The organism is Thermanaerosceptrum fracticalcis, assembly GCF_000746025.2.
GTDB lineage: Bacteria > Bacillota > Peptococcia > DRI-13 > DRI-13 > Thermanaerosceptrum > Thermanaerosceptrum fracticalcis.
Genome location: NZ_CP045798.1, coordinates 1,888,085 through 1,908,516, shown reverse-complemented (window position 1 = coordinate 1,908,516; position 20,432 = coordinate 1,888,085). Strand labels below are relative to the sequence as shown.

24 protein-coding genes are annotated in these 20,432 nt (G+C 43.9%); 17 read left to right on the top strand and 7 right to left on the bottom strand.

The genetic code is table 11. The features are described 5' to 3' along the window. Positions 1–97: 97 nt before the first annotated feature. The 4 genes from BR63_RS09820 (at position 98) to dapA (ending at position 3,569) form a co-directional block, all read left to right on the top strand. On the top strand, positions 98–538 hold the full coding sequence (locus BR63_RS09820) for a DUF6917 domain-containing protein (protein ID WP_034421585.1): 441 nt from the start codon (positions 98–100) through the stop codon (positions 536–538). 4 nt (positions 539–542) lie between these two features. After that, positions 543–1,850 carry an FAD-dependent oxidoreductase gene (locus BR63_RS09815; protein WP_034421583.1) on the top strand — a complete coding sequence of 436 codons (1,308 nt, stop codon included), beginning with the start codon at positions 543–545 and terminating at the stop codon, positions 1,848–1,850. A gap of 153 nt (positions 1,851–2,003) precedes the next feature. Then, complete coding sequence (locus tag BR63_RS09810; protein ID WP_207724805.1) at positions 2,004–2,462, top strand: RidA family protein; 459 nt, start codon at positions 2,004–2,006, stop codon at positions 2,460–2,462. Between the two features lie 213 nt (positions 2,463–2,675). Then, positions 2,676–3,569 (top strand): 4-hydroxy-tetrahydrodipicolinate synthase, encoded by an 894-nt coding sequence (dapA, locus tag BR63_RS09805; protein WP_034421579.1) that lies wholly within the window; start codon positions 2,676–2,678, stop codon positions 3,567–3,569. A gap of 185 nt (positions 3,570–3,754) precedes the next feature. On the opposite strand, the gene BR63_RS09800 is transcribed toward dapA, so the two are convergent. Continuing rightward, complete coding sequence (locus BR63_RS09800; protein WP_034421577.1) at positions 3,755–4,336, bottom strand: 5-formyltetrahydrofolate cyclo-ligase; 582 nt, start codon at positions 4,334–4,336, stop codon at positions 3,755–3,757. 354 nt (positions 4,337–4,690) lie between these two features. On the opposite strand from BR63_RS09800, the gene groES reads away from it, so the two are divergent. The 4 genes from groES (at position 4,691) to BR63_RS09780 (ending at position 9,182) form a co-directional block, all read left to right on the top strand. Beyond that, entirely contained in the window at positions 4,691–4,975 is a 285-nt protein-coding gene (groES, locus tag BR63_RS09795; RefSeq protein ID WP_034421576.1) for a co-chaperone GroES, read from the top strand. 55 nt (positions 4,976–5,030) lie between these two features. Continuing rightward, positions 5,031–6,662 carry a chaperonin GroEL gene (groL, locus tag BR63_RS09790; protein ID WP_034421574.1) on the top strand — a complete coding sequence of 544 codons (1,632 nt, stop codon included), beginning with the start codon at positions 5,031–5,033 and terminating at the stop codon, positions 6,660–6,662. A 313-nt stretch (positions 6,663–6,975) separates the two neighbouring features. After that, positions 6,976–8,328, top strand: coding sequence for a CoA-disulfide reductase (locus BR63_RS09785; protein ID WP_034421572.1), 1,353 nt, complete (start codon positions 6,976–6,978; stop codon positions 8,326–8,328). A 242-nt stretch (positions 8,329–8,570) separates the two neighbouring features. Then, complete coding sequence (locus BR63_RS09780; protein ID WP_034421570.1) at positions 8,571–9,182, top strand: superoxide dismutase; 612 nt, start codon at positions 8,571–8,573, stop codon at positions 9,180–9,182. Positions 9,183–9,512: 330 nt separating this feature from the next. Here the strand turns inward: BR63_RS09780 and BR63_RS09775 are convergent, their stop codons facing one another. Continuing rightward, positions 9,513–9,860 (bottom strand): cupin domain-containing protein, encoded by a 348-nt coding sequence (locus tag BR63_RS09775; protein WP_081908102.1) that lies wholly within the window; start codon positions 9,858–9,860, stop codon positions 9,513–9,515. 132 nt (positions 9,861–9,992) lie between these two features. Then, positions 9,993–10,166, bottom strand: a complete 174-nt coding sequence (locus tag BR63_RS09770; protein ID WP_153802056.1) for a hypothetical protein — start codon at positions 10,164–10,166, stop codon at positions 9,993–9,995. A gap of 337 nt (positions 10,167–10,503) precedes the next feature. Here BR63_RS09770 and BR63_RS09765 point away from each other — a divergent pair, with 337 nt between their 5' ends. The 4 genes from BR63_RS09765 (at position 10,504) to BR63_RS09750 (ending at position 13,844) form a co-directional block, all read left to right on the top strand. Continuing rightward, entirely contained in the window at positions 10,504–11,352 is an 849-nt protein-coding gene (locus tag BR63_RS09765) for a methyl-accepting chemotaxis protein (protein ID WP_034421568.1), read from the top strand. Between the two features lie 98 nt (positions 11,353–11,450). Continuing rightward, positions 11,451–11,885 carry a CBS domain-containing protein gene (locus BR63_RS09760; RefSeq protein ID WP_051965629.1) on the top strand — a complete coding sequence of 145 codons (435 nt, stop codon included), beginning with the start codon at positions 11,451–11,453 and terminating at the stop codon, positions 11,883–11,885. Positions 11,886–12,236: 351 nt separating this feature from the next. Next, positions 12,237–13,262, top strand: coding sequence for a YeiH family protein (locus tag BR63_RS09755; protein WP_034421563.1), 1,026 nt, complete (start codon positions 12,237–12,239; stop codon positions 13,260–13,262). Between the two features lie 258 nt (positions 13,263–13,520). Then, positions 13,521–13,844 (top strand): hypothetical protein, encoded by a 324-nt coding sequence (locus tag BR63_RS09750; protein WP_153802055.1) that lies wholly within the window; start codon positions 13,521–13,523, stop codon positions 13,842–13,844. Between the two features lie 88 nt (positions 13,845–13,932). On the opposite strand, the gene BR63_RS09745 is transcribed toward BR63_RS09750, so the two are convergent. Genes BR63_RS09745 through BR63_RS09730 form a run of 4 tightly spaced genes read right to left on the bottom strand, consistent with a single transcriptional unit; the run spans position 13,933 to position 16,405 of the window. Beyond that, entirely contained in the window at positions 13,933–14,271 is a 339-nt protein-coding gene (locus BR63_RS09745) for a NifB/NifX family molybdenum-iron cluster-binding protein (RefSeq protein WP_034421560.1), read from the bottom strand. Between the two features lie 26 nt (positions 14,272–14,297). After that, on the bottom strand, positions 14,298–15,182 hold the full coding sequence (locus tag BR63_RS09740; RefSeq protein WP_243270093.1) for an ATP-binding protein: 885 nt from the start codon (positions 15,180–15,182) through the stop codon (positions 14,298–14,300). Then, positions 15,176–16,024, bottom strand: a complete 849-nt coding sequence (locus tag BR63_RS09735) for an ATP-binding protein (protein ID WP_034421558.1) — start codon at positions 16,022–16,024, stop codon at positions 15,176–15,178. Before BR63_RS09735 ends, BR63_RS09740 begins: the two co-directional genes overlap by 7 nt. A gap of 18 nt (positions 16,025–16,042) precedes the next feature. Further along, positions 16,043–16,405 (bottom strand): NifB/NifX family molybdenum-iron cluster-binding protein, encoded by a 363-nt coding sequence (locus tag BR63_RS09730; RefSeq protein ID WP_034421556.1) that lies wholly within the window; start codon positions 16,403–16,405, stop codon positions 16,043–16,045. 161 nt (positions 16,406–16,566) lie between these two features. On the opposite strand from BR63_RS09730, the gene BR63_RS09725 reads away from it, so the two are divergent. The 5 genes from BR63_RS09725 to BR63_RS09705 all read left to right on the top strand — a co-directional run bounded on the left by BR63_RS09725 (position 16,567) and on the right by BR63_RS09705 (position 20,424). After that, a complete protein-coding gene (locus BR63_RS09725) occupies positions 16,567–17,427 on the top strand; it encodes an Mrp/NBP35 family ATP-binding protein (RefSeq protein ID WP_034421554.1) in 861 nt (286 codons plus the stop codon). Between the two features lie 169 nt (positions 17,428–17,596). Beyond that, the gene (locus tag BR63_RS09720) at positions 17,597–18,001 is read left to right on the top strand and encodes a DUF134 domain-containing protein (RefSeq protein WP_034421553.1); all 405 of its coding nucleotides are present in this window, start codon (positions 17,597–17,599) and stop codon (positions 17,999–18,001) included. A 213-nt stretch (positions 18,002–18,214) separates the two neighbouring features. Further along, positions 18,215–19,531, top strand: coding sequence for a sigma-54 interaction domain-containing protein (locus BR63_RS09715; RefSeq protein WP_034421551.1), 1,317 nt, complete (start codon positions 18,215–18,217; stop codon positions 19,529–19,531). A gap of 239 nt (positions 19,532–19,770) precedes the next feature. Then, entirely contained in the window at positions 19,771–20,058 is a 288-nt protein-coding gene (locus BR63_RS09710; RefSeq protein WP_243270092.1) for a TusE/DsrC/DsvC family sulfur relay protein, read from the top strand. 21 nt (positions 20,059–20,079) lie between these two features. Continuing rightward, positions 20,080–20,424, top strand: coding sequence for a TusE/DsrC/DsvC family sulfur relay protein (locus tag BR63_RS09705; RefSeq protein WP_034421548.1), 345 nt, complete (start codon positions 20,080–20,082; stop codon positions 20,422–20,424). The last annotated feature ends 8 nt before the right edge of the window (positions 20,425–20,432 follow it).

The window sequence follows — 20,432 nt, the reverse complement described above, 5'->3', positions numbered from 1 at the left end:
AGAAATATTCTCAGATACGAGAAGGAATTTGCTTTTTTTTGGCGAATAATACTACCATCAAAAACTGCTCATCATTGATGAGGAGGGGGGTGTAAAGATGATTGACCCGTATAAAGCAGGCTTATTTTCCCGCAATCCTTATGCCAAGAAAAGACCTTGCCATGGGGAACTGGTGGTTGTTCTAGACGGTAAAATGGAAAACCGCAAGCTTCAACTCATAACACCCATTTCCCGGGCCCTCTGCACTGGAGAAATTCATGAACTAATCGTCACCGATGAGGAACAGGCAGGACCCGGTCAGGAAGTGAACCGTATCGCTTACTGGGGGTTCTTTGAGGTTACCTCGGGGACGGTAGTGGTAGCAGGGGATGAAGTCAGAATAGGGAACAGTGTTTTAGGAACAATTGCGGGATTTGATGAAACCCATATGCCTAATCATCTAAATATTGTGATTAAGGCAGCTGAGAGAAAGACTGGGGTAGAATTAGGACTGGCTTTGGAAGAAAAGATTATCATTACTAAGAAAGAGGAGGAATAGAATTATGGTTAAAGTAGTAGTTATCGGTGGAGGTTGGGCTGGCAGTGCCGCAGCTTTAGCAGCAAGAAAAGCAGGGGCCCAGGTAACCCTCCTGGAAAGAACAGACATGCTCCTGGGCACAGGACTTGTGGGCGGCATTATGCGCAACAACGGCCGCTTCACAGCAACTGAAGAAAACATCGCTTTGGGAGCTCCTGAACTTTTTGATGCCGTCGATGAAACAGCCCGTCATAAGAATATGGAGTTTCCCGGTCATAAACACGCTACCCTTTATGACGTAGCAAAAATAGAACCTGCCGTTAAAGCCAAGCTCTTACAGGCAGGCGTAGAAATTCATTTCCAGGCCCGCTTTACCGATGTGAAAAAAGAGGGAGACCGTATTGTCGGTGTTACGGCCGAAGGAGTAGGTCTGGTGGAAGGTGATGTTTTCATAGATGCTACCGGTACTGCCGGACCTCAAGGAAACTGCACCAAGTACGGCAACGGCTGCGCAATGTGTATCCTGCGCTGTCCTTCCTTCGGTCCCCGGGTCAGTGTGGCCGGTAAGGCGGGGGTACAGGAGATTATCGGTAAAAAAGCCGACGGTTCATTTGGGGCTATGAGCGGTTCCTGCAAGCTGCATAAGGAATCCTTATCCCATGAAATTGTAGAGGAATTAAACCGCACAGGGGTAAAAATCGTACCCATTCCTGCGGAATTACAGAAGAAAGGAGCTCTGGAAAGCAAGGCCTGCCAGCAGTACGCCCTGAAGGAATTTGCCGAGAACGTTATTCTCCTGGATACCGGCCATGCCAAGTTAATGACTCCCTATTATCCCCTAGAAATGCTGCGGCAGATTCCGGGCTTTGAAAACGCCCGTTTTGAAGATCCATATGCCGGAGGTATGGGGAACTCCATGCGTTACCTGGCCATGTCTCCGCGTACTAATGCTTTGCAAGTAGCAGGTGTAGAGAATCTTTTCTGCGGCGGGGAAAAAGCCGGCCTCCTGGTAGGACATACGGAAGCTATCGTTACCGGTACATTAGCAGGCCATAACGCTGTACGTTTTGCCCTGGGTATGGAATTGTTAACTCTTCCCACTGAACTGGCTATCGGTGATGCCATCGATTATGTGGGCAAGCAAATGAAAACAGAAGAAGGTCTCAAGTTTAAATATACCTTCTCCGGTTCCGTTTATTTCGAACGGATGAAACAATTAGGGCTTTACACAACAGATGTAAATGCCATCAAAGCCAGGGTTGAGAAATTAGGCTTGACCGGCGTTTATGCCAAAAAATTAGTGCAAAGCGCCCAAGAAAATGCCGCCAAATAGTTTCGCTTCTGATATCCGACATCCGAATTAGTGACCAGAGTCCAGTGTCCAGAGTCCGGTTTTTTAATAATATTTTTCTGGTCATCGATCACTGGTCACCGGTCACTACCAACTAGCAACTAACAACTAAAAATGAGGTGAAAGTTTATGTCTATGGTAGAAAAAAAATTAGCAGAAATGGGTCTCAGTATTCCTGAGGCGCCAAAACCGGTAGCTGCTTATGTCCCTGCAGTAAAAACGGGAGAATATATCTACACTTCCGGGCAAATTCCTTTAGTCAACGGTGAATTAAAGTTTAAGGGTAAAGTAGGGGCAGAAATGACTCTGGAACAGGGTTATGAAGCAGCTAAAGTATGCGCCTTAAATTGCCTCAGTGTCATTAAAGGCTTAATCGGTGATCTGGATAAAATCGAGCAGGTCGTAAAAGTTGTTGGCTTTGTTAACAGTGCCCCCGGATTTAACATGCAGCCCAAGGTTGTTAACGGAGCGTCTGAATTATTAGGTGCCGTGATGGGCGAAAAAGGATTCCACGCCCGCAGCGCCGTCGGGGTCAATGAGCTTCCCCTGGATGCCACTGTAGAAGTAGAAATGATTGTAAAGGTAAAGGAATAATTAATCATAAAGAGTAAGCCGCCGGATTTCCGGTTAGCTTACTCTTTTTTTGAACAGAAATATTCTCCAATAGTGTTTTTTGTGATAAATTGGGAATAAAGCAGTGCGGCTATCATAGAAGGTAATAGCGAATAAGCGAGGCAGCTTATGAAGGAGCACTTAGAAGTTGTGGAAAAGACGATAAAAATATGAAAAGACAAGAGGAGGATTGATATGACTAAAAAGCCAATAACCGGGGCCTTTCCCCCTGTGGTCACCCCTTTTACAGCTGACGGAGATGTGGATTTTGCAGCATTTCAGGAAAATATCGCCAAATACAATGAAACCGGTTTGGCGGGCTATGTTATTTTTGGTTCTAATGGTGAATACGCTTACCTGGACAAACAAGAAAAACTGGACCTGGTAAAGGCGGGGGTAGAGGCGGCTGCCCAGGATAAGCTGGTTATCGTAGGTTCCGGCTGTGAAAGCACCAGGGAGACCATTGAGCTCACCAATGAATGTGCCCGGCTGGGTGCAGATGCTGCCCTTATTCTCACCCCCAACTACTATAAGGATAGGATGACGAAAGAAGTTTTAAAGAAACATTTCCTAACGGTGGCTGACAATTCTGATATTCCTATTATGTTATACAGTGTTCCCAAGTTTACGGGAGTCACTATCACGCCGGATTTAGTGGGCATACTTTCGCAACATCCCAATATCATCGGTATTAAAGATAGCGCAGGTGACGTAACCCAGCTTGCCCTCCACGTAAACATGACCGGTCCCGATTTCAATGTGCTGGTGGGCACGGCCAATGTGCTCTACCCAGGCTTAGCCATGGGGGCTAAAGGCGGGATTATGGCCCTGGCTAACTGTTGTCCCCGGGAGTGTGTCCGGATGTACCAGTTATACCAGGAGGGTAAGTTTGATGAATTGAGGGATTTACAGTGCCGTCTCATTCCGGTTAATAACGCTGTTACGGGCACTTACGGCATTGCCGGTTTGAAACTGGCCATGGACATGTTAGGGTTTAAAGGCGGGGCGGTGAGGTTGCCGTTACTATCGCTGAACCCACAGGAAAAGGAAGAATTGGTAAAAATCCTGCGAACTGCTCAACTATTATAGGTACAGAACAAAAGCACGCACGTACACTCAAATTAAAATGTTGTGCTTTTGTTCTTTCAAAGGGAACTCATGCGTTCCCTTTGACGCTCCGCTGTTACCCTCCTTATCTAATTTAGGGGACTGCGTTCCCTAACACCCCTAAAATAAGAAAGTTATACTTTCTTATTTTTATTAAAAAAGGAGAGTCATGGACTCTCCTTTTTTACGTAATATGTTCTGCTTTCTGTTATAATAATATCCACTGCTGTATCGTGTGGTTCACGGGGGAGTTCATCCAGCAATTGAAAATCATAGGCCAGACCTACTTTCGTGCAGTCTGATCTTATGGCGGGCAGGAAGCGGTCAAAGTAACCGCCGCCATAGCCCAGCCGGTAACCTTCGCGATCAAAAGCCACACACGGTATGATCAGTAAATCAATATTCTGGACGGGGACAGGGCGTAGGAATTCAGCCTTTGGTTCAAGAATCCCCCAGGTACCCGGGGCTAACTCGTTAAAATCCAGCAGTTCGGAGAGAAGCAGGCTCCTGTCCCGGGGCTGGCAGACAGGTACCACTATTTTCTTTTTTTGCTGCCAGGCTGTTTGCATAATGGCTGAGGTGTCCAGTTCCTTGTTATAGGCAAGATAAATAAGGATGGTTTCAGCTTTTTTATATTCAGGCAAAAAGAGCACACGCTGGGTGATTTCGTGACTCTTACCCTGGACTTCCAGCCAGGATAGAGACTCTCTTCTTTTTAGTAAGGTTTTGCGTAAAGTTTTTTTATCCAAATCATTTCTCTCCTTACTGTTTTTGTTCTCACTAAATCGATTCATATTAATACATTACGAGAAAATTTTACCTATTGCAATGTATAAAAACCAGTAATTACTGGAAACATATTTACTGTTGGTTTAATGTTCCAGCAAAGACCAGGCCAAACAAACCAAAATGTAGCAAATGTGTGAAGTAGAAATAAGGAGCAAAACTGCTTAACAAAAAGAAAAAGGCTGATAATAGCGATTATTTGCCCTATATCGATGTTGCTATCTCATCAGGCCTTTACTATTATTATTTATGGGTATTAGCACTCGATAACGTTGAGTGCTAACAATATATCAACTAATATTAAAGGAGGTTTTTATATGAACATTAAGCCTCTCGGCGACAGAGTAGTCATTAAAACCTTAGCTCAAGAAGAAAAAACTAAGAGTGGCATCGTCCTGCCTGACACTGCCAAGGAGAAGCCGCAGCAAGGTGAGGTTTTAGCTGTTGGTACCGGTAAGACCTTAGAAAATGGCCAAAAGGTACCTCTCGAAGTTAAAGTAGGCGACAAAGTTATCTTCTCCAAATATGCCGGTACTGAAATCAAGATTGACGGGCAGGAAGTCATGATCCTTAACGAAAGAGATATCTTAGCCATCATCTAATTTACTTAAACATTTCGCAGAGCACATATTATTAATTTTTTAAGGAGGGAAAAAAATGGCCAAACAAATTATTTTCGGTGAAGAGGCCAGAAAAGCCTTAGAGAAAGGCGTTAACCAATTAGCAGAAGCTGTTAAGATTACTTTAGGACCAAAAGGTCGGAATGTAGTACTTGATAAAAAATTTGGTTCTCCCACCATCACCAATGACGGTGTTACTATTGCCAGGGAAATCGAATTAGAAGATCCTTTTGAAAATATGGGTGCCCAGCTGGTTAAAGAAGTTGCTACTAAAACTAACGATGTGGCCGGTGACGGTACCACCACAGCTACTGTTTTAGCCCAGGCCATCATTCGTGAAGGTTTGAAGAACGTTGCTGCCGGCGCCAACCCCATGATCCTGAAAAAGGGTATTGAAAAGGCCGTGGCTGCTGCAGTCAACGAAATCAAGGCCGTTGCTAAACCCATCGAGTCTAAAGCTGCTATTGCCCAGGTTGCCTCTATTTCTGCCGCCGATAAAGAAATCGGTGATCTGATTGCCGAGGCTATGGAGACCGTTGGTAATGACGGTGTTATCACTGTTGAGGAGTCCCAGAGCATGGGTACTACCCTAGAAGTGGTAGAAGGTATGCAGTTTGACCGCGGCTACATTTCTCCTTATATGATTACTGATACCGATAAAATGGAAGCCGTCCTCAAAGATCCTTATATTCTCATTACTGATAAGAAGATTTCCTCCATCCAAGAGATTTTACCTGTTTTAGAAAAAGTAGTCCAGTCTGGCAAACAGCTCCTCATTATTGCTGAAGATGTTGAAGGTGAAGCTCTGGCTACCCTTGTTGTCAACAAACTGCGCGGCACCTTTACCTGCGTAGCCGTTAAGGCTCCTGGCTTTGGTGATCGTCGTAAGGCTATGTTAGAAGACATTGCTATCCTGACCGGTGGTCAGGTTATCAGCGAGGAGCTTGGTCTTAAGCTTGATAACACTTCCCTTAACATGTTAGGTCAGGCCGCTACAGTTAAGATCAGCAAAGAAGAAACAACAATTGTAGAAGGCCGTGGTTCCAAACAAGCTATCGATGCTCGTGTAGCTCAGATTCGTAAGCAGTTGGAAGAGACTACTTCCGAATTTGACAGAGAAAAATTACAAGAGCGCTTGGCTAAGCTCTCCGGCGGTGTAGCCATTATCCAGGTTGGTGCTGCTACCGAAACCGAACTGAAAGAGAAGAAGCACCGCATCGAAGATGCTCTGGCTGCTACCCGGGCTGCTGTAGAGGAAGGTATTGTAGCCGGTGGTGGAACTGCTCTCATTCAAGTTCTTCCTGCTCTTGAAAATATAACCTCTGATATTGCCGATGAAATGACAGGTATTAAGATCATCAAGAAGGCTTTAGAAGAGCCAGTGAAGCAGATTGCTTACAACGCCGGCGTAGAAGGTTCCGTTGTTGTAGAAAAGGTAAAAGCATCGGGTAAAGGCATTGGTTTCAACGCGCTGACCGGTGTTTATGAAGACATGATCGCTGCCGGTATCGTTGACCCTGCCAAAGTTACTCGTTCCGCTCTGCAGAATGCCGCTTCCATCGCTGCTATGCTCTTAACTACTGAGTGCTTAGTGGCCGACAAACCTGAGGAAAATAAAGGCGGCATGGGTATGCCTCCCGGCATGGGCGGAATGGGCGGCATGATGTAAAAACTAACAAGAAACCCTTGTATATCAAGGGTTTCTTTCTTCCTATATCCCGTATGACCACATTTTGCCCACATAAAGCAGATATTATATGCCTCTCATTAGTTCGCCGAACTTTTGAGAGGCTTCTTTTTTATTTTCAACAATGTGCGACAGTAAGAACCGTCCCCGTGTCGCAACGAGCCAAGGGGACGGTTCTTATGACACAACGAGGCTCTTTTAACATAGTTTTTTCTAAATTAAGCCTTGACTTTAGGAAAGCAAAAAGAATATGATAAAAACAAAATATACCTAATGGGGGTATGGAGGTGTAAGGATGACTAAATTAGTGGTCATTGGCGGAGTAGCGGCGGGAATGAGTGCAGCCAGTAAAGCAAGAAGAACCAATCAAGGCATGGAAATCGAGGTTTATACTGATGAAGAGTACATTTCCTATGCCGGCTGTGGCCTCCCCTATTTTGTTGCGGGTATGGTGCAGGAAGAGCGGAAGCTCATAGCCAGAACTAAGGAACAGTTTGTCAGGCAGGGAATTAAAGTGTTTACCAACCATAAGGTACTGTCTATTTTACCCACGGAAATGCAGATTATTGTTGTGGACAGTGAAGGCGCAGAAAAGAAAGTGAACTATGATAAACTGGTTATTGCCACAGGGGCCAGGGCCTTTGTTCCTCCTTTACCGGGAAAGGAACTGGACAATGTCTTTACTGTTAAGAGTATTCCTTCGGCAAGACGCATTAAAGAACAGATGCAGAGTGAGCAGGTTAAGAATATTGTCATTGTAGGGGGAGGGTATATCGGCCTGGAAATGGCTGAAGCCTTTGCCGCCTGGAAAAAACAGATAACCATTGTTGAACTGGCTCCCCAACTTCTCGGCAATATTGACGAGGATATGGCAGCCCTGGTCGAAGAGTACCTGGTTAAGGAAGGGGTTCAGATACGAAAAGGTGAAAAAGTTTTGGCCCTGGAAGGCCAGGACCAGGTTAGGAAAGTGGTTACGGATAAAGGTGAAATTCCCGCGGATTTAGTCATCCTGGCTATTGGCATCCAGCCCAATAGTGAGTTAGCGGCCGAAGCCGGTATTCAACTGGGTGTAAAGAAAGCAATTAAAGTCAACAAGTACATGGAAACAAATATCCCCAATATCTATGCGGCAGGGGACTGTGCCACGGCTTATCATCTGCTTTATCAGGATGATGCCTATATACCCTTGGGCACCACAGCCAATAAACAGGGTAAGGTAGCCGGAGAAAACGCTGCCGGAGGAAAGGCCGAATTTGCCGGCATTGTAGGGACGGCCATTATCAAAGTCCTGGACCTGGAAATCGGTCGTACCGGGTTAAGCAAGCGAGAAGCCCAGCAGTTAGGGAGAGAAGTTCAGGAAATCAAGGTGGAGGCTTATACCAAAGCCCATTTCTATCCAGGCTCCCAGGCGGCGACGATAAAATTGTTAATTGAGAAAGCCAGTCAAAAAATAGTGGGAGCGCAAATCGTGGGTGGTGCCGGGGCAGGTAAGCGTATAGACGTGCTGGCTGTTGCTGTTCAACTGGGATTAACGCCTTTTGCTCTGTCCGAACTGGATTTGAGTTATGCTCCTCCCTTTAGTCCCGTTTGGGACCCTGTACTCACTGTAGCCAATGTGGCTGTCGGTGAACTGGAGAAGAAAGCATAAAATCCCTCCTTATTTAATTTAAACCGCACTTTCAGGTGCGGTTTTTAATTCAGGTTCTCCCCAAAATATGCTAAAATAAAAATTATATAACTTTAGTCTGGTAGAGTATAAGATACTGGGTTTATCACCAACATAAAATTTTTTGTTTTGACATAAGAGGAACATTGCTATTAGTATCGAATACTAATAGGCAGGTAATATTTACTAAAGACGATATTACATGATTGAAAGGAGTAATATTTATGACAAAACATGTTTTACCCGAATTGCCCTATCCATATAATGCTTTAGAACCATACATGGATGAGGCTACAGTAAGATTACACCATGACAAACATCACCAGGCTTATGTCGACGGCCTGAACAAGGCGGAGGAAAAAATCCAGGAAGCCCGGGAAAAAGGTGATTATGCCCTGATTAAACACTGGGAAAGGGAACTGGCTTTCCATGGGTCCGGTCACCTGCTTCATACCCTGTACTGGGAAAATATGAAGCCCAATGGCGGAGGAGAAGCTGCTGGCCCTATAGCAGAGCAAATTGCCAGGGACTTTGGAAGTTTCGCTGTCTTTAGAGCCCAGTTTAAGGCTGCCGCAGTGGCTGTAGAGGGCTCCGGCTGGGCTATTCTCGGCTGGAATCCTAAATTCAACAAACTGGAAATTCTCACAGCAGAGAAACACCAGAATCTGACCCAATGGGGTGTGGTTCCCTTGCTTACCGTTGATGTGTGGGAACATGCCTACTATCTTAAATATCAAAACAGAAGGGCTGATTTTGTAGAAGCCTGGTTTAACCTGATCAACTGGGACGATGTGAACAACCGCTTCAGCAAACTCGCCGAGTGCAAGTGCATATAACAACAAGGAGAACGCTTCCAAGAGGAAGCGTTCCCTAGTTTTGTATTTTAAATTGCAGAAAAGAATATCGATGGAATGGGCAATTTCTTTATAAACATCTTCGGAAAACTTTTCTCCTGTCATTGAGTATACCTCACCTCCTGCCAGGAGGCTTCGTTTTTACTTTGTGTTGTTTTTGCATTTCTTATACCCAAAAACATAGCCCGGCTACACGAGCCAGGCTTTTTCTGTTAACCCGTAATAGAAATCATACAATGCATTTCGTGACACTAGTAACTAATAACTGGTAACTTACTGTAATCTGCCAACTGCGAACTACCAACTACCAACTCATTTATCCCCTTCCTCCGGCACAATGCAGATGAAAACAAAATCTTCGTCACTGGTACTGCGGTACTGGTGCAGGACATTGCCGGGTACATAGGCAAAGGAACCGGCTTCCAGTACATATTCCTTATCTTCTATGAAAAGGGTACCCTGGCCCTTGAGAACATAATTGATATGTGGCCAGCTATGTGTATGCCGGGGGGAGTAGCCTTGTTTTTCCAGGGTCATCACACGCATCACATAACCATCCCAGCCTTCCCTGGGACCAATGAGCACCTGCTTCATGGCATTCAGCACACCCGGAGCGTTCATGGGTATTTTTTGCACATCCTTAACATGGGAAACGATCACGTATATCCTCCGCCTTTCCTTGTATTTTAGATGACGTTTCTGGTTACAACATCTGACTACCGATTTTTATGAACTCTAAATTGCGAACAGCATCACTACCAACTACCAACTAATATACTGCGAACTAATGCGCTACTTCCTTGTCTTCCTGTCACTCTTACATTTGGGGCAGCAAATAACATAGGAGACACTGTCAGTACCGGCATTGAGGATAATCGTGGAAGCCTCTTTTTCCGAAAATATGTAACCGCAGTCTTTACAGGTGAATTCAGGCCCGCGAAATATTTTTCTAAGCCAATTAAACATCCTCACATCCCTCCTGACTGTTAAAATAATCTTTATTTCTAATTATAGCTTAAGTCAAGGTATTAAGATAAGTAAAAAGTATTGACAAATGTTATCTAGGGAAGTTTTTCTTACATTCTGTAGTTCTTTTCTTTTCGTTAAGCTGATATTAAAGAAGGAGATGGGTCACTTTAACGCGAATATATAAGATTAATGTAATTTGCTGCGAAGTTTTAGTATATAGTATATAGTGATATAGTGGGGAAGTTAGTTTCTTAAAATTTGTGTGGACAAGACCGGCATTGTCAGAAAATTGCTGGATTGTGGGAAAAAGCGAGAGTGAGAGGGAGGATTTGCCATGCATGAATTAACCATTTTAGACCACCTTCTTAAAGTGGCTCCCCTGATCAACCAGTTTACCCAGGCCGATTTGGGCGTGGCTATTTGTGACAGGGACAAATGGCTGGCCTATATTCCTGCCCAAACCCTGGATCTGAAAATAAAAGCGGGAGACCCGGTTTACGAGGGAACGGCAGTCTATAAAGCCATGAAAAACAGAAAAAGGGTTGTGGTGGAAGTGGATGCCAGTCTCTATGGTGTGCCCTATATTGCCGTAGGTTTACCCTTATTTAATGAGACCGGCGAAGTAATCGGGGCTATTGGTGTATCGGAAAATACCCACCGCAAGGAACTGCTCCTGGATCTATCCAAAAGACTGGGAGTAGCCCTGCAAAATTTCCAGAGTACAATACAGCAGATTGCTGCCGAAGCGGAGGAGCTTTCTGCTACCAGCCAGGAATTAAAACATGTGACGGAAACAGCCACCGGCAAAGTGGAAGCAACAGAAAGTATACTTACGACGGTCAGGCAAATCGCCAAGCAGACAAACCTCATCGGTTTAAATGCATCTATTGAAGCAGCACGGGTGGGTGAATACGGGCGGGGTTTCAATGTAGTGGCCAATGAAGTGCGTAATTTGTCCCACGTTACCAGCAATGCTACCAATGAGATCAGTTCCATTATTGGCACCATCAGGGAGGCTATTCGTTCAATTGATACAGCGACACGGACAGTAAGCCACGTTTCCCATGAGCAGGCGGAAAAGCTGGTTCAGATTAACCCCGTCATGGAGGAGTTGAACAAACTGCTCCAGGAATTGATTGAGGCGGCTGAGAGTCTGACCAAAGATAATTTACAAACGGGGTAAAATTCCTCCTGAAATCTTTTTAAACATTTTTTCTTAATTAAATGCAAAAAAAAAGGTATTTAGGGAAATCCTAATGGGAGAAATGGAAAGGAGGTTATATGATGAAGCTCAGAGATATTATGACCAAAGATGTCATCGCCGTTTCTCCCGATACCACAATTTTTGATGCTGCCCAGATTATGAAAGACAAAAATATCGGGTCACTGCCTATTTGCACCGAGAATATGGATGTGCAGGGCATCATTACAGACCGTGATATTGTATTACGGGTGGTTTGTGCCGGTAAAGACCCCAAACAAGTGAAGTGCCGGGAAGTGATGACCCAGAATGTTGTAGTGGGCAAAACTGACATGGAAGTGGAATCGGCCCTGAATCTTATGGGTGATGTCCAGGTCCGCCGCCTGCCTGTGGTGGAAAATGGCAAGCTGGTTGGCTTTGTGGCCATAGGCGATATGGCTGTCAACAATCGTTTTAACAGGGCTACCGAAGAAGCTCTCACTGAAATTTCCACCCCCAGTCAACCAAGGATGTAAACAGATAAAGCCATCTCCTCTATGACAAGGAGATGGCTTTTAATATTTTCTTCATAGGAGCAGGGAGGGCCAAATACGTTCAATTTCTCGGAAATATTTATAAACTTCAAACGTACTCAATACTGTAGAATCGATCTTCTTACATAAGGACCTTGCTCAATAAAGTAATGCCGTTTCCTTTTATAAAAACAAACATTATTTTACTAATAAAAAAGGTTTTATTATATTAGCTTATAAGCAGCACTAAAATATTCTAATTTTCTTTATAAGGCAGCATAGCGTACACTTATTATAAAATACATACATCATGATGTCATAACATTAATGTAAAATGATAAGGGGGATTGTTAAGTGAGCCGAAGTAGTATTTTACCAGGTTTACTTCTTACGGCAATAATTGCCTATGTTTCTGAGTACCTGCATAGTGTAATTACCTTTGGCGGACAAAAGCCTGTAAGTGGCGTTACCATAGCAATTTTAATTGGGATGGCTATCGAAAACTCTGTGGGCTTAGCTTCTATTTTTAAGGCAGGTGTCCACTTCAGTCAGAAGAAGATTCTTAAGATTGCTATCATTTTATTAGGATTGAGTTTGAGTTTTATTACGGTTATTACTACAGGCAGTAAAGCCCTCATCATTATTTTGATCTGCATCAGCTTCGCTCTTACCATAACCTACTTCTTAGGGAAGAAATTAGGGTTACCTGAGAAATTAGCAGTCTTAATCGGTGTTGGTACAGCGATTTGCGGTTCTACTGCCATTGTGGCATCATCTCCAGCCATCGCTGCGAAAGATGAGGAAGTCTCATTTTCAGTTGGTACTATCACCGTCTTTGGGGTTATTGCCGTTTTTCTTTACCCCATACTGGGTAAACTTCTTTTGTTGAGTGATATGCAGTTCGGTACCTGGGCCGGTGTTGCAGTCAATGACACTTCTCAAGTTGTAGCTGCCGGCTTCGCTTACAGTGAGGCCGCGGGGAAAATTGCCACAGTAGTAAAACTAACCCGGACAGTACTTTTAGCGCCTCTTGTGCTCATTTTAGGGATTATCTATACCAAGAAGCAAGACATCGGAACCAAGGACAAAGTGAACTATATTAAAATATTTCCCTGGTTTGTAGTAGGATTTATTGCTATGGCTGTATTACGTACAATTGGCGATACCTTGTTTGCTGCTCAGAGTTTTTGGCCAGTATTGTTAGAACAAAGTAAAGAATTATCAAAATTCCTGATCGTAATGGCCATGTCAGGTGTGGGGCTGTTGACTAACTTTGAACAGATGAAGAAAGTTGGCTTAAAACCATTTATTACAGGTTTAATCGCTTCGCTGATTATGGCTGTATTTAGTTTGAGTATGATATATGCCCTCGGCATCTAAAGAGTCCATACCGCTATACTAGTCCGACTGCTGATACCCGCTTCCCGATCTCCAAATATTAATATTGATGTTCATATAATTAAAATGAGGCAACCAGTGCCATGCTGGTACTGGTTGCCTCATTTTTTGTACTATAGTATAGGGTATTTTTAGCAAAAGTTATTGTGATAACATTAACAATCAGATAAGATTATTACTATAGAGCAATCTGCTGTAAAATATACGGCAGAAGCACAAGATCCCCAGAGATAGGAGGGATTGCCTATTTCTTACGAGATAAAAGTTGGCATGGTTTTGGGTTTGTTCGTTTTTCTGCTGGTCCTCTTATACCTGCCGGAAACGGATATTGAAAAGCATGCAAGAAATCTTAGCAGGGAAAATAAAGAAAGACTAAAAAAATTTTTCGAGGCCTCTTATCTGGAACAAAATGATTATTTGCTAAAGGTGATTAAAGAAGACTTTTCTAAAGAAAAAAATTCTGAGACAATCGCTCTCTTGCAGGCTATTCTGGCTATTGATAAGGGAAATGAATTTGTCATGAATTTATTGTGGAGTATGTATTTGGATGCCAGGCCTCGCTGAATCGGGTATTTAAGGATGGAAAATATTTTTTTCTAAAAGAGGTCAATTAGAAGAGGGGCGGTAAAGTCGCGCGCCCCTCTTTTATTTTTTAATGGTCACAAGCATTAGGACCTGTTTGTAGTGAATTGTTAAGATAACTCATAACAATGTCTTCAGGGTTTCCTGGCTGAGCACCGGTAATAATCTGTACTCCTGCTGCTTGAAACAGGCTCTGGGCCCGGGCCCCCATCCCCCCTGTTATGACTACATCTGCGCCCTGTTGTTTTATCCAAGGGGGGAGAATACCGGGTTCATGGGGCGGGGGGGTGAGCATTTTTTTGCCCTTAATTTTTTTTTGCACTTCATCGACATCGAAAAAGGCGAAAGATTCACAGTGACCAAAGTGCATACAAAGTTGATTACCTGCAACAGGTAAGGCAATTATCATTTTTAATCCTCTCCTTCATAGCATTTTCATAATGTTTTTTCTTCCGTCTTTAGGAAGGTTTTTATTTTTTCCGCCATGGTCTTAATTTCTTTTACCGCAGGACTTGTGGGGGAAAACTCCACGACATTTACCCCTTCAACCTGGGCTTTTGTAACGGCATTGTCATAGGGGATTATTCCTAGCACTTCTAGGCCCTCTTCTCTGCACTCAAGCAAAATTTTCTTTGTTACTTCGGGGTTAATATCTGCTTTGTTAATACAGACAGCGGTGTTAATCTTAAAATGCTTAGTCAAAGCCACTACCCTTTCCAGGTCATGAATTCCCGAAATAGTTGGTTCGGTGACTGCCAAAACCAGGTTGGCCCCGGAAATAGAGGCGATGACAGGGCAGCCAATGCCAGGGGGGCCATCTACGAGAATAAACTCCTTTTTTTCTTCTAAGGCCAATTTCTTGACTTGGTTTTTAACCAGGGCTACGAGTTTACCTGAATTCTCTTCGGCAATACCCAATTTAGCGTGGACCATGGTGCCGTAGGGTGTCTGGGAGATATACCAGTGGCCCGCCAGGTTCTCTTTAAAATTGATAGCTTTTGCCGGGCAGAAATAGACGCAGACCCCGCACCCTTCACAGGAGACTTTGTCTACCACAAAATTTTCATTAATGGCGGCAAAGCGGCATAATTCAAGGCATTGCCCGCACTCAAGGCATTTATCCTTATTGATAAAAGCGGTCTTGCCACTCCAAAACTCGTGCTTCTCTAGTATTTGGGGTTGCAGCACCAGGTGTAAATCGGCTGCATCAACATCACAGTCGGCTATCATCTTATTGTACAAGAGACTTGCCAAGGAGGCAACAATGCTGGTTTTGCCCGTACCCCCTTTGCCGCTGATGACTACCAGTTCTTTCAACATGAGCTGACCTCCTCCAGGGTTTTGACAAGGTCCGTAAATTTTTCTTCATAGTGGGGCAAGGCTTCTAGTAATAATTGGCCTTGAGAGTAGGCTACGGCGATTTGGCGGTCATCAGGAATTTCCAGGATAATAGGGATTTTATTTGCTTGACAGTAATCCCAAACTTTCCTGTCGCCAATGGTAGAACGGTTAATTCCTACGGCAAAAGGATGGCCCAGTTCCCTGACCATCTCTACAGCTAATTTTAAGTCATTAAGGCCGAAAGGGGTGGGTTCAGTTACTAAAAGCACGAAATCACTATCTTTAACAGACTGAATGACCGGACAAGATGTTCCGGGAGGACAGTCGATAATCACAGTTTCTCTTTCTTTTCCATGAAGTTTGACTTTCTTGATTAAGGGAGGAGACATGGCTTCGCCTATCCGTAAGCGACCCTGAATTAACTGCAGGCCTTCCTGCACTCCTATTTCCACCTGGCCGACTTCTCTGCTAGTTTCGCTAAGGGCTGATACGGGGCACACTTTAATACAGCCGGCACAGCTGTGGCAAAGCTCCGGAAAAGTAAGGACTTTGCCTTTTAAACACACGATGGCTCCGAATTGACAAATCTCACCGCATTTGCCGCAACCTATGCACCTGGCGGTATCAACAACAGGTATGGGGAGTGTTACTGTTTCCTTTGCGTACCAGCTGGGATTGAAAAAGATATGGTTATTTGGTTCCTCCACATCACAATCCAGCAGCGCTACCTTTTTCCCTATTTTATTAAGGAAATAAGCCAGGTTGCTGGCTACAGTAGTCTTACCTGTGCCTCCCTTACCGCTGGCTATGGCGATTTGCATTTGCTCAGATCACCCCTTCTATACCCAATGTCCTTCCACATCATTGCCTTCGGCCTTAGACAACTTTCCGAGTTTGAAGTTCTCAATAGTCTCTTTTACCGTGGATCCTTTAGCAAAATAAATGTCTACGCCTGCCGCACTTAAAGTGCGGTAAGCCTTAGGGCCCACGTGACCGGTAATGACCACTTCAGCCCCTGAATTGACTACGTTTTGAGCGGCCTGGATCCCTGCTCCCTGAGGGGAATTTAAAATTTGGGCATTATCAATGCTCATGTGGGTGTTTTTTTCTAAATCGTAAATGATAAAGTTAGGGGCACGACCGAAGCGTTCGTCCAAGGGGCTGTCCAGGGTATTTCCTTTACAACTCAGGGCAATTTTCACTAATATCCCTCCTTCCCGTAAGATAATTGTCAACTAATAGCAGGTAGCAGGTAAGTAGAGAATAATATTGACATATGCTCAAAACTAACATATCATAGTATTGGGCATATGTCTATAATATATGCAAAAAATTTTTTAAAAAAATGGGAGGAGCATTTATCATGACTGAATGCGGTAACACTACGTGTGGCTGTGGCGAGGAAAAATGTGGTCAAGGGTCCTGCAATGATGAAAATTGCACCTGTGGTAAAGAGTCCAGTGATAAAAAAAATAACAATGAATTGAATCATGTTAAGCATGTAGTGGCGGTGATGAGTGGTAAAGGTGGAGTTGGCAAATCTACGGTAACTGCTCTTTTAGCCTCTGCTTTCCGGAAAAAAGGGTTTAAGGTGGGAATTCTTGATGCTGACATCACGGGTCCCAGTATACCCAAGCTTTTTGGCCTTAAAGACAGTCCAAAAAGTACAGGGTGTGGTCTTTTACCTGTAAAAAGTACCGAAAGTATAGAGATTATGTCCCTAAATTTATTTCTGCCCAGTGAAGACGAACCAGTAATTTGGCGTGGCCCCATCATTTCCGGGGTTATTAAACAGTTCTGGGAAGAGGTTATCTGGGGAGATTTAGACTATCTTTTTGTAGACCTTCCCCCAGGAACGGGGGATGCGCCTCTCACTGTTTTACAATCTTTACCTTTAGACGGTGTAGTAATTGTGACATCACCCCAAGACCTAGCCAACATGGTGGTCAGAAAAGCCATTAAGATGGCGGAAAAAATGGACATACCTATTTTAGGAATTGTGGAAAATATGAGCTATGTGCAATGCCCCGATTGTGGTAAAAAAATATTTCCCTTTGGCCAAGGTAAGGTGGAGCTCATGTGTCAGGAATTTAAAGTCCCCTTATTGGGGATTTTGCCTCTGGAACCCAGCGTAAGCGCCTTCGGTGATCAGGGTAAAATCGGAGAATCCGCCAGCAGCGATTTATTAAGGACGGATCTGTTACTGGAGATTTTGGAAAAATAACAAAAGTAAAGTAGTGGTTGTTATTGATGGACAAGTAAAGGTACTCTCTCATGAGGGTACCTTTTGTATATCATACGAAAGGGGCTGTCGGTTATACTGATAATATAGAAGGAGTCGTACTTGTGTTGTATTATATTAAATAATTAGGAATATGAATGGAGTGTGTGGGATGCCAAGACCGCCAAAATGTCGCAGGGTTGAATTTGAGCCCCAGGTTACCTATTTTAAACCGGCAGGAATACCTAAATGCCAGTTGGAAGAACTGGTGTTAAGTGTAGAAGAAATAGAAGCCATTCGTTTAAAGGACCGGGAAGGGCTGGAACAGGAAGAATGTGCAGAAAGAATGCACGTCTCCAGGCCAACTTTCCAAAGAATCCTCATGAGTGCAAGAAGTAAAATAGCTGAGGCCATTACCGAAGGAAAGGCCATTAAGGTAGAGGGCGGCAATTACCGTCTGGCTACGCGAATTTTTCAGTGCGAGGCCTGTCAATATGAATTTGAGGTTCCTTTTGGACAAGGATGCGGACGTGAAATAAAGTGCCCTAAATGTGAGCATTCAGTTCATCGGATCTAAATTTATTTTCATGCCCACTTTTCCCTCTATGAATTTTTCCCTATATGTCTCTTTTAGCTTGCACATTGCAAGAAAACCGCTGCAATGGAGGGGTACGACATAGCAAATATTCTTGTCAATTATCATTTGTATAGTATTGTAATCCACAAGTAATTAACGCTTACACGGGGCTTGCCCCTGTGTGAGCGTCAAGGAAGAAGGGGGGGGAATGGGATGAGCCCAACACAGATAGATTTTGAGTTTGTAGTCAACAGTATTTCTGAAGGGGTTTTCACTGTGGATACAGAATTTAATATAACTACCTTTAATAATGCGGCAGAGCATATTACGGGCTACAAACGGGATACTGCCCTGGGTCGAAAGTGTTACGAACTTTTGAAAAGCTCCCATTGCTGCGGAGAAAATTGTCTCATGCAAAAAGTAGTAAACAGCGGAGAAAAGGGTTATTCCACTGATGTGGTTATTGTAGCCAAGAATGGCGAATTTGTTCCTGTAGAAATATCGGTGATGCCCTTATTTGACAACTCTGGGAATATAATCGGGGGTTTAGAAATTCTTTCCGACCAGCGTAAAATCCAGCGCCTGCGCCAGGAATTCGAAGGGCGTTATAGTTTTCAAAATATTATCGGCAAAGACCATAAAATGCAGGAAATATATGAAATGGTCGAAGCTGTGGCTCCCTACCGTTCCAGTGTCCTCATTGTAGGTGAAAGCGGCACGGGAAAGGAGCTGGTAGCTAAAGCCATACATTTTTTAAGCGACAGGCGTTATAAACCTTTTATAAAAGTCAATTGTGCGGCCTTGACGCCCACCCTGTTGGAGTCCGAACTTTTTGGACACGAGAAGGGGGCTTTTACCGGTGCCCATTCCACCCACCAGGGCCGTTTTGAACTGGCTGACAAAGGCACCATTTTCCTGGACGAGATTGGGGAAATTCCGGTATCTTTACAAGCCAAGCTGCTCCGGGTGTTGCAAGAGGGGGAATTTGAGAGGGTAGGGGGGAAGAAAACACTAAAAACCGATGTGCGGGTTATTGCAGCCACCAATCGCAATTTAACTGAGGAAATAAGGAAGGGTAATTTCCGCCAGGACCTTTTTTATCGTTTAAATGTTTTTCCGATAAAGCTGCCCCCTTTAAGGGAGAGGAAAAACGATATTCCTCTTTTAAACGAATACTTCATTCGTAGGTTTAATGTCTTTTTTCAAAAGGCTAAAAAAGGAGTTTCCCGGGAGGCTTTAAACTTTTTACTCCAATATGAATTTCCCGGAAATGTCCGGGAACTGGAAAATGCCTTAGAATATGCCTTTATAAAGGGTAAGGGGGATTTTATCATGCTGCAAGACCTGCCCCTTTATATGATTATGACAGCCAACACTGGGGACAGCGCTTTTATCAGGCTGGATGACCTGGAAAAACATCATATTAAACAAGTATTAAGACAGTGTGAAGGAAATAAACAAAAGGCGGCCCAGCTCCTTGGTATAACCCGTAAAACCCTTTATAATAAAATGCAAAAATACGGCTTGTAATTTGTAGTGTGGAAATTCTTTATACAGAAGAGTACCTCCTCTTACTAAAGATAGCCTTTTTCCCTTAAATGTTTTGCATTTTTATCTGGGTAAATATTATACATCTATGTATAATATTTACCCTGTATTTTTAAGGAGGAAAGTGCCTGAAACCTTGATTTAACAAGGGTTTCAGGCACTTTTTTTGTTGGCATGGTATTTGCTTTATATAAAAGTAAAAACAGGATGGGGGAATGGCTATGGCAAGGATGGATAGGGAGGGTTACCTGGTGGACTGGTCGGAATGGGATGAGGAAGTAGCCCAGGTGTTGGCCCGTGATGAGGGTATTGAGCATTTGACGGAAAAACACTGGCTGGTGATCTCCTTTATCCGCAATTATTATGAAGATTTTCAACAGATACCCTCTCTTCGCAAAATTTGCACCCATACGGGGTTAAATACCTTGGAAATTTATCGACTCTTTCCCTCAGGTCCTGTGCGGGGTCCTTGCCGTATTGCGGGATTGTCTTCTTTATCAGGTTGTTAAGAAGGAAAGGTGGTGCATTTTATGAGAGGTCTAAATCTTTTGGGTTCACAACTCCGGCGTCGTTATTTAGCCATAGGACCTGACTGCATTAAAGAAGATTCCCTCTGGGAAGAGATGGTCCAAGAAATTCTCAAAAAAGAGGGTATTGAAACCATTAGTCCCCGGCATCGCCAGGTGATGGACTATGTACGCAAGTATTACCTGGAAAAGGAACGGGCCCCTTCTGTGCGAGAACTGTGTTCCCTGACCGGTCTGTCCCTGGGCGAGTTTTTTGCTCTCTTTTCCGACTGGCCTCACACCCTGTTTTTTTTGGACAGCATTGTCAGCCAGGTGCTGGGGATCCCGGTTTGGCAAGTAGAATGTTAGAGGAGGTT

Coding starts and splice junctions, on each gene's coding strand:
- groES (WP_034421576.1), top strand. CDS start 4,691: ATGAACATTAAGCCTCTCGGCGACAGAGTAGTCATTAAAACCTTAGCT.
- BR63_RS09735 (WP_034421558.1), bottom strand. CDS start 16,024: ATGCAAATCGCCATAGCCAGCGGTAAGGGAGGCACAGGTAAGACTACT.
- BR63_RS09710 (WP_243270092.1), top strand. CDS start 19,771: ATGGCAAGGATGGATAGGGAGGGTTACCTGGTGGACTGGTCGGAATGG.
- BR63_RS09725 (WP_034421554.1), top strand. CDS start 16,567: ATGACTGAATGCGGTAACACTACGTGTGGCTGTGGCGAGGAAAAATGT.
- BR63_RS09810 (WP_207724805.1), top strand. CDS start 2,004: ATGGTAGAAAAAAAATTAGCAGAAATGGGTCTCAGTATTCCTGAGGCG.
- BR63_RS09705 (WP_034421548.1), top strand. CDS start 20,080: ATGAGAGGTCTAAATCTTTTGGGTTCACAACTCCGGCGTCGTTATTTA.
- dapA (WP_034421579.1), top strand. CDS start 2,676: ATGACTAAAAAGCCAATAACCGGGGCCTTTCCCCCTGTGGTCACCCCT.
- BR63_RS09745 (WP_034421560.1), bottom strand. CDS start 14,271: ATGATAATTGCCTTACCTGTTGCAGGTAATCAACTTTGTATGCACTTT.
- BR63_RS09715 (WP_034421551.1), top strand. CDS start 18,215: ATGAGCCCAACACAGATAGATTTTGAGTTTGTAGTCAACAGTATTTCT.
- BR63_RS09740 (WP_243270093.1), bottom strand. CDS start 15,182: ATGTTGAAAGAACTGGTAGTCATCAGCGGCAAAGGGGGTACGGGCAAA.
- BR63_RS09760 (WP_051965629.1), top strand. CDS start 11,451: ATGATGAAGCTCAGAGATATTATGACCAAAGATGTCATCGCCGTTTCT.
- BR63_RS09785 (WP_034421572.1), top strand. CDS start 6,976: ATGACTAAATTAGTGGTCATTGGCGGAGTAGCGGCGGGAATGAGTGCA.
- BR63_RS09820 (WP_034421585.1), top strand. CDS start 98: ATGATTGACCCGTATAAAGCAGGCTTATTTTCCCGCAATCCTTATGCC.
- BR63_RS09815 (WP_034421583.1), top strand. CDS start 543: ATGGTTAAAGTAGTAGTTATCGGTGGAGGTTGGGCTGGCAGTGCCGCA.
- BR63_RS09720 (WP_034421553.1), top strand. CDS start 17,597: ATGCCAAGACCGCCAAAATGTCGCAGGGTTGAATTTGAGCCCCAGGTT.
- groL (WP_034421574.1), top strand. CDS start 5,031: ATGGCCAAACAAATTATTTTCGGTGAAGAGGCCAGAAAAGCCTTAGAG.
- BR63_RS09780 (WP_034421570.1), top strand. CDS start 8,571: ATGACAAAACATGTTTTACCCGAATTGCCCTATCCATATAATGCTTTA.
- BR63_RS09770 (WP_153802056.1), bottom strand. CDS start 10,166: ATGTTTAATTGGCTTAGAAAAATATTTCGCGGGCCTGAATTCACCTGT.
- BR63_RS09765 (WP_034421568.1), top strand. CDS start 10,504: ATGCATGAATTAACCATTTTAGACCACCTTCTTAAAGTGGCTCCCCTG.